The sequence below is a fragment of the Kitasatospora sp. NPDC004615 genome (assembly GCF_042873545.1).
Classification (GTDB): Bacteria; Actinomycetota; Actinomycetes; order Streptomycetales; family Streptomycetaceae; genus Kitasatospora.
In genome coordinates this window covers 33,821-46,461 of record NZ_JBIALQ010000009.1, presented here as the reverse complement: position 1 = coordinate 46,461, position 12,641 = coordinate 33,821, and the positions used below count along the sequence as shown (strand labels likewise).

The 12,641-nt window shown below is 73.8% G+C and carries 15 protein-coding genes; 11 read left to right on the top strand and 4 right to left on the bottom strand.

What is annotated here, in order from left to right; translation table 11 throughout:
* Positions 1-132 precede the first annotated feature (132 nt).
* The 9 genes from ACFYS8_RS28340 to ACFYS8_RS28300 all read left to right on the top strand — a co-directional run bounded on the left by ACFYS8_RS28340 (position 133) and on the right by ACFYS8_RS28300 (position 5,017).
* Positions 133-933: an enoyl-CoA hydratase/isomerase family protein gene (locus ACFYS8_RS28340; protein ID WP_387646097.1), complete on the top strand. Its 801-nt coding sequence runs from the start codon at positions 133-135 to the stop codon at positions 931-933.
* A 246-nt stretch (positions 934-1,179) separates the two neighbouring features.
* Positions 1,180-1,659 carry an Asp23/Gls24 family envelope stress response protein gene (locus ACFYS8_RS28335; RefSeq protein ID WP_387646094.1) on the top strand — a complete coding sequence of 160 codons (480 nt, stop codon included), beginning with the start codon at positions 1,180-1,182 and terminating at the stop codon, positions 1,657-1,659.
* A gap of 31 nt (positions 1,660-1,690) precedes the next feature.
* Positions 1,691-1,882: a hypothetical protein gene (locus ACFYS8_RS28330; RefSeq protein ID WP_387646091.1), complete on the top strand. Its 192-nt coding sequence runs from the start codon at positions 1,691-1,693 to the stop codon at positions 1,880-1,882.
* Complete coding sequence (locus ACFYS8_RS28325; RefSeq protein ID WP_387646088.1) at positions 1,882-2,226, top strand: hypothetical protein; 345 nt, start codon at positions 1,882-1,884, stop codon at positions 2,224-2,226. Before ACFYS8_RS28330 ends, ACFYS8_RS28325 begins: the two co-directional genes overlap by 1 nt.
* Complete coding sequence (locus ACFYS8_RS28320; protein WP_387646086.1) at positions 2,223-2,810, top strand: hypothetical protein; 588 nt, start codon at positions 2,223-2,225, stop codon at positions 2,808-2,810. The genes ACFYS8_RS28325 and ACFYS8_RS28320 overlap by 4 nt, the downstream gene beginning before the upstream one ends.
* Positions 2,807-2,929 carry a hypothetical protein gene (locus tag ACFYS8_RS28315; RefSeq protein ID WP_387646083.1) on the top strand — a complete coding sequence of 41 codons (123 nt, stop codon included), beginning with the start codon at positions 2,807-2,809 and terminating at the stop codon, positions 2,927-2,929. The genes ACFYS8_RS28320 and ACFYS8_RS28315 overlap by 4 nt, the downstream gene beginning before the upstream one ends.
* Positions 2,926-3,048, top strand: coding sequence for a hypothetical protein (locus ACFYS8_RS28310; protein ID WP_387646080.1), 123 nt, complete (start codon positions 2,926-2,928; stop codon positions 3,046-3,048). The genes ACFYS8_RS28315 and ACFYS8_RS28310 overlap by 4 nt, the downstream gene beginning before the upstream one ends.
* Positions 3,045-3,677, top strand: a complete 633-nt coding sequence (locus tag ACFYS8_RS28305; protein ID WP_387646077.1) for an alkaline shock response membrane anchor protein AmaP — start codon at positions 3,045-3,047, stop codon at positions 3,675-3,677. The genes ACFYS8_RS28310 and ACFYS8_RS28305 overlap by 4 nt, the downstream gene beginning before the upstream one ends.
* A gap of 107 nt (positions 3,678-3,784) precedes the next feature.
* Entirely contained in the window at positions 3,785-5,017 is a 1,233-nt protein-coding gene (locus ACFYS8_RS28300) for an MFS transporter (protein WP_387646076.1), read from the top strand.
* A 153-nt stretch (positions 5,018-5,170) separates the two neighbouring features.
* On the opposite strand, the gene ACFYS8_RS28295 is transcribed toward ACFYS8_RS28300, so the two are convergent.
* Positions 5,171-5,926: an SDR family oxidoreductase gene (locus ACFYS8_RS28295; RefSeq protein WP_387646074.1), complete on the bottom strand. Its 756-nt coding sequence runs from the start codon at positions 5,924-5,926 to the stop codon at positions 5,171-5,173.
* Positions 5,927-5,968: 42 nt separating this feature from the next.
* Positions 5,969-6,970 (bottom strand): right-handed parallel beta-helix repeat-containing protein, encoded by a 1,002-nt coding sequence (locus tag ACFYS8_RS28290; RefSeq protein ID WP_387646072.1) that lies wholly within the window; start codon positions 6,968-6,970, stop codon positions 5,969-5,971.
* Positions 6,971-7,165: 195 nt separating this feature from the next.
* Between ACFYS8_RS28290 and ACFYS8_RS28285 the strand changes: the two genes are divergently transcribed.
* On the top strand, positions 7,166-9,460 hold the full coding sequence (locus tag ACFYS8_RS28285; protein WP_387646070.1) for a SpoIIE family protein phosphatase: 2,295 nt from the start codon (positions 7,166-7,168) through the stop codon (positions 9,458-9,460).
* Positions 9,461-9,472: 12 nt separating this feature from the next.
* Here the strand turns inward: ACFYS8_RS28285 and ACFYS8_RS28280 are convergent, their stop codons facing one another.
* Together ACFYS8_RS28280 and ACFYS8_RS28275 are read right to left on the bottom strand one after the other, a co-directional pair.
* Positions 9,473-10,279: an SURF1 family protein gene (locus tag ACFYS8_RS28280; RefSeq protein ID WP_387646069.1), complete on the bottom strand. Its 807-nt coding sequence runs from the start codon at positions 10,277-10,279 to the stop codon at positions 9,473-9,475.
* A 22-nt stretch (positions 10,280-10,301) separates the two neighbouring features.
* Positions 10,302-11,282, bottom strand: a complete 981-nt coding sequence (locus ACFYS8_RS28275; protein ID WP_387646067.1) for a DEDDh family exonuclease — start codon at positions 11,280-11,282, stop codon at positions 10,302-10,304.
* A gap of 122 nt (positions 11,283-11,404) precedes the next feature.
* On the opposite strand from ACFYS8_RS28275, the gene ACFYS8_RS28270 reads away from it, so the two are divergent.
* On the top strand, positions 11,405-12,448 hold the full coding sequence (locus tag ACFYS8_RS28270; RefSeq protein ID WP_387646066.1) for a zinc-dependent alcohol dehydrogenase family protein: 1,044 nt from the start codon (positions 11,405-11,407) through the stop codon (positions 12,446-12,448).
* Positions 12,449-12,641: the final 193 nt, after the last annotated feature.

The window sequence follows — 12,641 nt, the reverse complement described above, 5'->3', positions numbered from 1 at the left end:
CGGGCCCTTGCGCCTCGTATTCCGCGAGCATTCCACCGGCATTCCTGTACGTGGATCCGGTGCTTTGTTACTCTCCAGTAGCCCGTCGGGGTCGGCGGGCGTCCCCGCCCTGTCGCTGGAGGTAGCACCGCCATGACCACCCACATCCCCGACGCCGACCGCACCGCGTGGGAACAGGCCGGCGTCCGCCTCGACCTGGACGGCGAACTCGCCACCGTCACGCTCTGCGACCCCAAGCGCCGCAACGCCCAGACCCCCGCCATGTGGCGCGCCCTCGCCGCGATCGGCCGCGCCCTGCCTGGCACTGTCCGGGTTGCCCTCCTCCAGGCCGAGGGCACCTCCTTCTCGGCCGGCCTCGACCGCGCCATGTTCACCCCCGAGGGCATCCCCGGCGAGACCGGCTTCCTCCAGCTCGCCGCCTCCCCCGACGCCGAACTCGACGCCACCATCGCCTTCTACCAGGAAGCCTTCACCTGGTGGCGCCGCACCGACCTGATCTCGATCGCCGCCGTCCAGGGCCACGCCGTCGGCGCCGGCTTCCAGCTCGCCCTCGCCTGCGACCTGCGCGTCGTCGCCGAGGACGTCCAGTTCGCCATGAAGGAAACCTCCCTCGGCCTGGTCCCCGACCTCACCGGCACCAAGCCCCTCACCGACCTGGTCGGCTACGCCCGCGCCCTGGAAATCTGCGCCACCGGCCGCCGAGTCGGCGCCGAAGAGGCCGTCGCCACGGGCCTCGCCAACGTCGCCGTCCCGGCCGCGGAGCTCACCGCCACGGCGAAGGACCTGGCGGCGGCGCTGTTGGCTGCGCCGCGGAACGCCGTCATCGAGACGAAGGCGCTGCTGCAAGGTGCGGGCGACCGCACGTACGAGCAGCAGCGGGCGGCGGAGCGAGAGTCGCAGGCGCGACGCCTCCGGGACCTCGCGGGGCTGTAAGGGGAGCGAAGCCAGGGAGAGCACAACCAGGGGCGCGTGGGAACTGCGCGACAAGCGCAAGCCCGTCCGTGAGGTCGCGATCAAGTGCAAGTCATTGCCCTGCGTCGCGATCTTGCGGTTAGGGTCTTCCGCTTCGCGCAGTTCCCCGCGCCCCTGTCTTCCGCATCCGCTAGCGCAGTGCGTGGCGGAATGTCAGGGTTGGGGGTGATTTGGGATATAGCTGGACCCGACCCCAGGAGGCCCGACATGGCGCAGCCACACACCCCCACGCCCGCGGATCTGCAGAAGGGCGCGGTGGAGGCGCAGACGGCGGGTGATGAGCGGGGGCGGACGGCGCTCGCGGTCGGGGTGGTGGAGAAGATCGCGGGGATGGCGGCGCGGGAGGTGGCGGGGATCCATGCGTTGGGGTCGGGGTTCTCGCGGACGTTCGGGGCGATGCGGGACCGGGTGCCGGGGTCGAAGTCGAGTGTGGGGCGGGGGATCAAGGCGGAGGTCGGCGAGAAGCAGACCGCCATCGACATCGCGCTGGTGGTCGAGTACGGGGTGGTGATTCCCCGGCTGGCGAGTGAGGTGCGGGCGAACATCATCGAGGCGGTGGAGCGGATGACCGGCCTGGAGGTGGTCGAGGTGAACATCGCCGTGAACGACGTCCACCTGCCGGACGAGCTGGACGAGGTGGAGGAAGAGGAAGCCTCGTCCTCGGGCCGGCGCCCGCGGGTGCAGTGAGTTTCCGGGACGGACTGCGAAGGAGCGGCGGATGAACCTGGCATTGGTGGGCATGCTGGCCGGCATGGCCCTCGGCTTCGCCGGCTACTTCGGCGGGTTCGCGGCGTTCCTGCTGGTCGCGGCGCTCGGGGCAGTGGGATTCGTGGTGGGCCGGCTGGTCGAGGGGGATCTGGAGCTCGGTGAGCTGGGCGAGTTGCTGCGCGGCCGGGACCGGCGGCGCTGATGGCGTACTCGGGGGCGGTCGCGGGCCCGCCCGCGCAGCGTGGCGGTGAGCGGATCGCCGACCGGGTGTACCGCCGGATCGCGGCCCGGGCCGTCGCCGACGCGCTCGCCCCGGCGTGGCGGGGCCGTCCGGGGCCGGGGCCGCAGCCGAAGGCATCGGCGCTGTACACGCACGGCCGGGTCCGGCTCACCCTGCATGTGGAGCTGCCGTTCCCGTGCGACGTCGCGGCGCTGGCCCGGACGGCGCGGGACGCGGCGTGCGAGCGGGTCGCCGAGCTGACCGGCACCGCCGTGGCCTCGGCCGAGGTGATCGTGGACCGCCTGCACCCGGCGGGCCTGCGGTGAGTGCGACGGCGAAGGAGCTGCGCAAGCGCAGCGCCGCCAGCTGGCTGCGGTCCGAGCGGGGGGTGGTGACGGCGCTGGTGGTGGCGGTCGTGGTGGTGGCCGCCGGGATGCTGCTGTACGACGTGATCGCGGTGCGCTCCGGTGGCCAGGCCCGGCCGTGGCGGCGGGAGTTGGCGCACCAGTTGGAGACCCGGCAGCTCGACGACCCGTGGGTGCTGGGCTTCGCCGCCGGGGCGGTGCTGCTCGGGCTGGTGCTGCTGGCGCTGGCGTTCCGGCGCGGGCTGCGCGGCTGGCTCGCGCTGGAGCCGCGCGGGACGGCGATCCACCGCAGCGCGGTCGCCGCGCTGATCTCGCTGCGGGCCCAGGAGCGCGCGGACCTGCACCACTGGCAGGTGAAGGTGGGGCGGTGGCGCACCCGGGTGACGGTCGCCGGAACCACCGACCCGGCCGCGGTGGAACGCCACCTGCGGGACGAGCTGGGCCGGATCCCGATGGCCGGCCCGCACCGGCTGGACGTCCGCACCCGGGCGGTCCGGGAGCGTCACCGCCGCCGTGAACTGGCCGAGTTGGAGTCGCCCCGATGAGTCGACGTGCCGTCAACCGTGCGGTGTTGGTGGGATCGCACCGGCTGGACGTCCGCACCTGGGCGGTCCGGGAGCGTCACCACCGCCGTGAACTGGCCGAGTTGGAGCCGCCCCGATGAGTCGACGTGTCGTCAACCGCGCGGTGTTGGTGGTATCGCACCGGCTGGACGTCCGCACCCGGGCGGTCCGGGAGCGTCACCACCGCCGTGAACTGGCCGAGTTGGAGCCGCCCCGATGAGTCGACGTGCCGTCAACCGGGCCATTCTGGCCGTGGTCGGACTCCTGCTGCTGACCGGCGGAGCACTGGTGCTGCTCGGCGGGCTGGACGTCTACCGGCACCTCGGGATCACCCCGCCGCACTGGTGGCCGCTCACCTCGCCCGACCAGCCGGTGGTCAGCGCCACCAGCCGCACCCGCTGGACCGACCGCGACTGGTGGTGGCCGGTGGCGATCGCGGTGCCCGCGCTGGTCGTGCTCGGCGGGCTGTGGTGGCTGTTCTCGCAGCTGCGCCGCGGCGGCCCGGCCGGCCTCGACCTGCCGTCCCCCGCGGCGCCCGGGCAGCCGCACTTCGCACTGCACGTGCGCAGCCGGGCCGTCGAGGACGCGCTCGAGACGGAGCTCATCGCCCACCCGGCGGTCGACCGCGTCACCGTCCGGGTCACCGGCGCCGCCCGCCGCCCCGAGGTGCACACCGCCCTGCGGCTCGTCCCCGGCGCCGACACCGCCGCCTTGATCGGCACCTACCGCACCGGCCCGGTCGAACGCGCCCGCCGCTCCCTCGGCCTGGCCGCCCTCCCCGCCGAACTCCGCCTCCGGGTGGCCCGCCCCCGCAAGGACCGCACGAAGAAGACCCCGCGGGTCCACTGAGACCGGAGAGATCCGCACCGCTTTGCCGAACGGCCGGTCCGCCGGGTCGAACGGCAGTACGGTGACTGACTGTTCGTGAGTCGGTCGTATGCGTGCGGGGGCAGCAAATGCGGGGGTGGCGGAACGGGCCGCTGGCGGTGCCGGGGTTCCGGCTGCTGGTGGTCGGGCAGTTCGCGTCGATGGTGGGGGACTACTGCTACGCCGTCGCGCTGCCCTGGCTGGTGCTGGGCGGCCGCGGCGGGACGGCCCAACTCGGCACTGTGCTGGCGTGCTACGGCATCGCCCGGGTGGCGACCATTCCGCTCGGCGGCATCCTCGCCGACCGCTACGGGGGCCGCCGCATCATGCTCGGCGCGGACGTCGTCCGGGCCCTCGCGATCGGCGCGCTCGCCGCGGTCGCTGCGGCGGGCGAGCCCGGACTGCTCCAACTCGCGCCGCTGGCCGTGGTGTTGGGGGCCGGCTCCGGGCTGTTCCTGCCCGCCTCGTACACCCTGCTGCCCGCCCTGCTCCCGGCCGAACAGCTCGGCCGCGGCAACGCTCTGTCCTCGATGGCCAACCAGTTCGGCGGCGTGCTCGGCCCGTCCATCGGCGGCATTCTGGTCGCGCTGTGGGGATCGACCCCGGCGCTCGCCGTCGATGCCGGGTCCTTCCTGCTCTCCGCCGCCGTGCTGCTGGGCCTGCGGCCCCGCAAGGCCGATCCAGTTGCCGAGGGCAGCCCGTCGGAGGCGGAGACGGACGGCCCAGGGTTCGCCGACGTGCTGCGGCGCGGCCGGCTGCTGCACGTGGTGATGGTCGTCGCCCTGGTCTGCAACCTCGCCTTCAACGGCACCATGGAGGTCGCCCTCCCCGACTGGGCACACGGCTCGCTCGGCGCCGCGGACTACGGCATCCTGCTGACGGTGCTCAGCATCGGCTCCCTGGTCGGCTCGGCAATCGCCGCGAAGGCCCCGGCCACCCAGCAGCCCGCCCGCCTGTTCGCGCTGCTCGCGGTGGTGATGGGCATCGGCCTGGCCGGCGTCCCGTACGCGGGCGGCGCGATCGGCGCGGGCGCGTGCATAGCCGTCTACAGCGTGGCCAGCGGCTGGCAGAACATCGTCGCCGTGACGATGCTTCAGACCTGGACACCCACCCGCCTGCTGGGCCGGGTGATGAGCATGGTGATGCTCGCCGTCACCGGCTCCTTCCCCATCTCGGTTGCCGCCGCCGGCCTGATCGTCCACCGCATCGGCCCCGCCCCGTTCTTCCCCGTCGCCGGCCTCACCATCGCCCTCACCGTGGCCCTCGCCCTCGCCCAACCGGCGTTCCGCAGGCATCGCCACGGGCAGGCCTTCGCGAGCTGAGGGAGAGCGACCGGGGGCGCGTGGGGGTACCTCCCAGCCCCCAAGGGCTGGGGGAGAACTGCGCGGGGTGGAAGGCTGCCACCGGCAAGATCGCGCCCCAGGGCAATGACTTGCACCTGGTCGCGACCTTGCTGGCAGTCACTCCCTCTCGTCCTACAGGCCCCGCGTCGCGCCGCCGTCCACCGGCACCATCACGCCCGTGAGGTAGGACGCGGCAGGCGAGAGCAGGAACGCCGCGGTGCGGCCGAATTCCGCCGGGGTGCCGTAGCGGCGGAGGGGGATGTTGGCGGTGGCGGCTTCGCGGGCGGCGGCGGGGTCGGGGGTGAGGGAGTCGAGTTCGCGGACGCGGTCGGTGTCGATGCGGCCGGGGAGGAGGCCGAGGACCCGGATGCCGCGGGGGCCGAGTTCGTCGGCGAGGGTCTTGGCGGCCATGGCGAGGCCGGGGCGCAGGCCGTTGGAGATGCCGAGGCCGGGGATCGGCTGGCGGACGGAGGTGGACAGGACGAAGGCGATGACGCCGCCGGAGGGGAGGCGTTCGGCGGCGGCGCGGGCCAGGCGGATGGCGCCGAGGAAGACGGAGTCGAACGCCGCGCCCCAGGCTTCGTCGCTGGCGGTGGCGACCGGCCCGGCGGCGGGGCCGCCGACGCTGATCAGCATGCCGTCGAAGCCGCCGAAGCGGCTGGTCGCGGCGTCGATCAGACGCCCAGGGGTGGCCGGGTCGGCGTTGTCGGCGACCACGCCGTACGCGTGGTCGCCGAGGGCGTGGGCCGCGGCGGCGACCGAGTCTTCGGTGCGGCCGGTGACGACGACGCGGGCGCCCTCGGCGATCAGCTGTGCGGCGGTGGCGTGGCCGAGTCCCCGGGTCGAGCCGGTGACCACGTACACCTTGTCCTTGAGTCCGAGATCCATACCGACCATTCTGACCGGTCGTCCTGGCGGGGTGAGGGAGGGTCAGCCCACCGGGATGCCGGGGTTGACCAGGGCGGCGGGGCCGGTGACGGTGTTGTCGGCGGTGACGGTGACGGGGCAGCCGGTCCGGTCGTAGTTCGTGACGTCGATCGCGTACTTGGCGGGGTTGCGGCCGGTCGCGCCGGTGAGGTCGGAGTGGTTGTCGCGGAACACGGTGCCGCAGCCCCAGCCGGGGAGCTGGCTGTGGGTCTGGTAGCCGTCGTTCACGGTGCGGACGCCGGTGTTGTTCTCGATGACGTAGCCGTTGCCCTTCACGTCGACCCAGGAGTCGTCGTAGTTGACGCCGGTCAGGCCGTTGCCGTCGAAGCGGTTGCCGGAGATCAGGCCGCCGGTGGTGCCCTCCTTGACGTCGATGTTCTCGCCGCCGATGTTCGGGCCGATCACGTTGTTCAGGATCTGCACGTAGTCGCTGCGGTCGGTGAGGGTGTTGGCGGTGCCGACGTACACGCCTTCGCCCTTGCCGTCGTGGGCGGTGCCGGTGTCGTGGACGGTGGAGCCGCGCAGCACGCCGTGGCTGGAGGAGGTGCGGAAGTGCACGCCCTCCATGGTGGTGTGGTGAACGGTGACGCCGTCGAGCACCACCCAGTCGGAGGCGTCCAGCACGATGCCCTTCTGCGCGCCCGTGACGGTGAGTCCCTGGACGGTCCAGTAGGGGGCGCCGTTCAGCGACAGGCCGTAGCCGCCGCCGGTGGGGGTGGTGAGGACGGCGCGCGGGGAGCCGGTGAGGGTGATCCGGGCGGCGGCGGTGCCCGGGGCGGTGATCTTGAAGTTGCCGGTGTAGGTGCCGTCGGCGAGCTGGATGGTCCGGCCGGGGACGGCGGCGTTCAGCGCGGCCTGGAGTTCCTTGCCGGTGGAGACCTTGACGGTGTCGCCGGCCAACGGGGACGGGGCGGCGCCGGCCGGGGCGGGGAGCAGCGCGAGGGTGGCGGCGCCGAGGCAGAGGGCGGTGGCGGCGGGCCGGATGCGGAGGGTGCGGTGCGTCATGACGGTGCGCTCCAGAGGGGGGAAGAGCGGATCAGGACAACGGCACCCGCCAATGTGGACTGGACCAATGCGGGCCGTCAACGGGTGCGTATCGGCCAGCTGCGGTCACCGGGTGCCGCGACGGGTGTCAATGGCGCGCGGCCGGGAACCGTCCGAAGATGGGGAGGACCGGACCACCCACCCGAGGTGCTGCGCATGGAAAGTAGGCGGTTGCCGAACATCGACGGCGTCGCGGCCGCCCTGGTCGACGGCGACGGCCGCGTCGTCGGGTGGACCGCCGCCGCCGAGCAGCTGCTCGCGCTGGACGCGGCCCAGGTCACCGGCCGCCCCGCCCGCGAGCTGCTCGCCGACGAGAGCGAGGAGCGCCTGCTCGACCGCGGGTCCGGCGAGGTACGGCTGCGCACCGGCTCCGGGGTTCCGCTGGAGGTCTCGTACCAGGTGCTGCCGCTGGCCGGCGAGGGCGGCGAGGTGCGCGCCCTGGTGCTGGCCACCCCCGCCGACACGGTCGCCCAGCGGCGCCAGGACGAGGCGTTCACCCGGGAGCTGTTCCTGCAGGACCAGCTCGGCCTCGCCGTGTTCGACGCCGACCTGCGGCTGCTGCGCACCAACACCCACCTGCTGCCCTACACCGGCCTGCCCGACGGTCTGACCGGCTCCAAGCTGCACGACTACCTGCAGCCCGAGGACGCCGACGCCGCCGAGGCGCTGCTGCGGCACGTGGTCACCACCGGGGAGCCGGTGGTGCGCACCGCGCTGCGGATCCGCCCGCTGGACGACCCCCGCAGCGGGGTGGTGATGGAGATCCAGGCGTTCCGGCTGCAGTCCCTGGACGGCAAGGTGATCGGCGTGACCGCGCTGTTCGGCGACGTCACCGAGGTGTACCGGTACCGGCGGCGGGCCGACGTGCTGCACCGGGCCACCGCCGCCGTCGGCAGCTCGCTGTCGGTGGCCGGCAACGCCGAGGACCTGGCCGGGGTGCTGGTCCCCGGGCTCGGCGACCGCGTCGAGGTGGACATCGCCGAGGCCGTGTTCACCGGCGACGAACCGCAGCCCGACACCGAGGGCCGGCTCGCCGTCCGCCGCACCGCCACCGCCGGGCCGCCGCGCACCGACGGCCGGCCGCTCGGCCCGCTGGGCCGGGAGGTGCTCGGCGCCCCGCTCTCCTCGACCCCGGAACCACCGTCGATGAGCGCCCCGCTACAGGCCCGCAGCGGCCCGCTCGGCCGGGTCACCGTCCACCGCGACCCCGCCGAGGGCGCCTACCAACGCGAGGACCTGGAGCTGCTCCGGGAGATCGCCGCCCGGGCCTCGCTCGCCCTGGACAACGCCCGCCGCTACACCCGCGAGCACCGGGCCGCCGTCGGACTCCAGCGCAGCCTGCTGCCGCCCGCCGAGACCACCGTGCCCGCCGCCACCACCGCCAGCGTCTACCGGCCCACCGACACCGCGACCGGCGTCGGCGGCGACTGGTTCGACGTCATCCCGCTCTCCTCCGCCCGGGTCGCCCTGGTGGCCGGCGACGTGGTCGGCCACGGACTCCAGGCCAGCGCCACCATGGGCCGGCTGCGCACCGCCGTCCGCACCCTCGCCGACCTGGACCTGGAACCCGACGAACTGCTGGTGCACCTGGACGACCTGGTCTCCCAGCTGGTCGTCGAGGGCAGCGAGGAGGAACGCGAACGCGGCGTCGCCGACCCGTCCGGGGCGACCTGCGTGTACGTCGTCTACGACCCGGTGGCCGGGCTCTGCCAGGCCGCCAGTGCCGGGCACCCGCCGCCCGCGCTGGTCCACCCCGACGGGCAGGTCGAGTACCTGCCGGTCAGCCCGGGGCCGCCGCTGGGCGTCGGCGGGCTGCCGTTCGAGACCGCCGAGTGCGCGCCGCGGGCCGGCAGCGTGCTGGCGCTGTACACCGACGGGCTGATCGAGGGCGGCAACGGCGGCGACGTCGACGAGGGCATGGACCAGCTCGCCACCCAGCTCCGCGAGGCCGACCTGCGCGGCGACCTGGCCGCCGCCGGGCGGGCGATCGTCGCCGAGATGGCCACCGCCGGGCAGAGCGACGACGTCACGCTGCTGCTGGCCCGGCTGCACCCGGTGCCGGCCGAGGACACCGCCGCCTGGACCATCGAGGCCGACCCGGCGGCGGTCGCCGGGGTGCGCGAGTCGGCCAGCCGCACCCTGGAGCAGTGGGGTCTCGGCGAGCTGGTGTTCACCACCGAACTGGTGCTCAGCGAACTCGTCACCAACGCGATCCGGTACGCGGGCGGGCCGGTCATGGTGCGCCTGATCCGCTCCTCGGTGCTGACCTGCGAGGTTTCCGACCCGAGCGCCACTCAGCCGCGGATGCGCCGGGCCCGGCTCACCGACGAGGGCGGACGCGGCCTGTACCTGGTCGCCCAGCTCACCGAACGCTGGGGCAGCCGCTACACCCGCAGCGGCAAGACCATCTGGGCCGAGCAACGGCTCGACCCGCCGCCGCTCAGCTGGTAGGTCCTGAGCCGCTCAGCCGGCGGCGCCGACCAGTTCGTCCTCGGCCGCCACCGGCTTCGCCGCGTGCTGCTTGGCCTCGCGGCGGGCCAGCACGACCAGGCCGGTCGGGATCAGCGTGGTGAACAGCCACCACTGGATGGCGTACGCCATGTGCGGGCCGATGTCGGTGTGGCCGGGCTCGGTGAGCAGGGTGGGGGAGGCGCCGGCGGCGGGCTGGGAGGAAGCCAGCTCCAGGTAGCCGCCGAGCACGGTGGTGCCGGAGAACTTGGCCTGCTCCTCGGTGTTGATCACCTTGTACATCCGGTCGGGCAGGCCGCCGCGGTTCTTCAGGCCCACCTTGGCGTAGGTCTCGTCGGCGCGCAGCCGCCCGGTCACCGTCACGTCGCCGTCCGGCGGGGCGGGCACGGCGGGGAAGTCGGCGGCGCCCGCGCCGGACTCCACCCAGCCGCGGTTGACCAGCACCGAGCCCTTGCCGTCGGCCAGCACCAGCGGGGTGATCACGAAGTAGCCGATGGAGCTGCCGCCCGGCTCGGTGCGGCCGCGGATGACGACCTCGTGCGCGGTGTCGTAGTGCCCCTGCGCGGTGACGGTGCGCCACACCTCGCCGCCGGGGACCGACCAGCCCGGCGAGGACAGCGAGTCGAAGGCGACCGGCGGGCTGCCCAGGTTCCGGGCCACCAGGTCGTTGCGGGCCACCCGCGCCTCGTGGCGGTGGTACTGCCAGAAACCCAACCGGATCATGGTCGGGATCAGCACCAGCGCCAGCAGGACGATGACCGCCCAGCGCGCGGACAGCAGGAATCGGTACACACCCGGCACGCTAATCCTCCTTACCGTCGCGTCACGCACCGGGGTGCGGCGCGACCTCCCGCAGCAGCTGCAGGAACGCGTCCTCGCCGACCACCGGGGTGCCGTACTCGCGGGCCTTGCGGGCCTTGCCGCTCCACGAGGTGGGCTCGTTGGTGACCAGCAGGCTGGTGAGCCGGCTCACCGAGGAGGCGATGTGCAGGCCCGCCTCGATCATCCGGTCCTCCAGCAGCTCGCGATCGGTGGCGGTGTCGCCGGTGATCGCCACCCGCATGCCCTGCATCAGCGGCGAGCCGTCCACCCAGCGCCCCGGGTTCGGGTACGGGCAGGCCGGGCGCTTGCGGGAGGGCCGGTACGAGCTGCTCCAGGAGCCGCGGGACGGCCCGGCCGGGGCGCTCTCGCCCAGGTCGGTGACGGCCACGCAGGTGGTCAGCGGCAGCGGCACCCCGCCGCTGCGGGCCAGTGCCAGCGACGGGCGGAACACCTCGGCGAGCACCCGGGCGTCGTCCAGCGCGTGGTGCGCCTGGCGCTGGCTGACCCCGAAGTGGGCGGCCAGCGAGGAGAGTTTGCCGTTCGGCAGGGGCAGCCGCAGGTCGCGGGCCAGCACCATGGTGCACAGCCGCTGCTCGACGGGGGCGCGCAGGCCGGCCCGGGAGAACTCGCGGGAGATCATGTTCCAGTCGAACAGCGCGTTGTGCGCGACCATCACCCGGTCGCGCAGCCGCTCGGCGAACTCGTCGGCGACCTCCGGGAAGGTCGGCGCGCCCTCCAGGACCTCGCTGGTCAGGCCGTGGATCCAGACCGGGCCGGGATCCCGTTCCGGGTTGACCAGGGTGTACCAGTGGTCGGTGACCTCACCGTCCGGGTCGAGCTGGTAGATGCCCGCCGAGATCACCCGGTCCGAGCGCCCGAGTCCGGTGGTCTCCACGTCGACCACCGCGAAGCCGCGCCCGGCGTCCCCGCCGGGGCCGGTGCGCTGTGCCGGGAGCGGCGAGGTGGGGAATGGCGCGTACATAGCGCACCACTTTACGGGGAACGGGGGACGGCTCAGGCCGGAACGGTCGCCCGGACGGCCGTTCTAGAGTGGCAAGTGGGTGCGAACCAGGCACCCGACCTCTGCAACGAAGGACAACCCTCATGCGCGCCACCGTGATCCACGGCCCCCAGGACATCCGGATCGAGGAGGTGCCCGACCCCCGGATCCAGCGGCCCACCGACGCCGTGGTGCGGGTGCTGAACGCCTGCATCTGCGGCAGCGACCTGTGGGCGTACCGCGGTGTGGCCAAGCGCCAGGCCGGGCAGCGGATCGGGCACGAGTTCCTCGGCTTCGTCGAGGAGGTCGGTTCCGAGGTGCGCGATCTCACAGTCGGCGACCTGGTGGTGGCCCCGTTCGTCTGGTCGGACGGCGTGTGCGAGTACTGCCGCGAGGGCCTGCAGACTTCTTGCCCGCACGGCGGGTTCTGGGGCATCCCCGGCTCGGACGGCGGGCAGGGCGAGGCGGTCCGGGTGCCGTTCGCGGACGGCACGCTGGTGAAGCTGCCCAAGGAGGCCGCCGACGACGAGAAGCTGCTGCCGGCCCTGCTGGCGCTGTCCGACGTGATGGCGACCGGGCACCACGCCGCGGTGTCGGCGGGCGTGCGGCCCGGCGCGACCGTCGCGGTGGTCGGCGACGGCGCGGTCGGCCTGTGCGGCGTGCTGGCCGCGCGCCGGCTCGGCGCCGGCCGGATCATCGCGCTCGGCCGCCACGAGGGCCGCACCGCGATCGCCCGCACCTTCGGCGCCACCGACGTGGTGCCGGAGCGCGGCGAGGCGGCGATCGAGGCCGTGCGCGAGCTGACCGGCGGTTTCGGCGCGCATGCCGTGCTGGAGGCCGTCGGCACCGAGGAGTCGATGCGCACCGCCATCTCGATCGCCCGCGACGGCGGCGCGGTCGGCTACGTCGGCGTGCCGCACGGCGGCAGCGCGGGCGTGGACATCGGCCAGATGTTCAACCGGAACGTCTCGGTGCGCGGCGGCGTCGCCCCCGCCCGGGCGTACATCCCCGAGCTGCTGCCCGACGTGCTGTCCGGGGCGATCGACCCGGGCATCGTGTTCGACCGGACGGTGGACCTGGACGGGGTGCCCGAGGGCTACCGGGCGATGGACGAGCGGACTGCGCTGAAGGTGCGCATCGCCTTCTGAGCCTTTCTCTGAGCCTTCTCAGCGGGCATTGATTGACTGATTGTCAGACCGGGGCGGCCGAGACGGGCCGCCCCGGTCCTGCGTTCCGGTCAGATTTCGACCGGATCGTGCACGGGATCTTCTCGCGGCCGCACCCCGGATCTACCATGCTCCGCACTCCGCACTCCGCACTCCGCACTCCGCACGACACGAC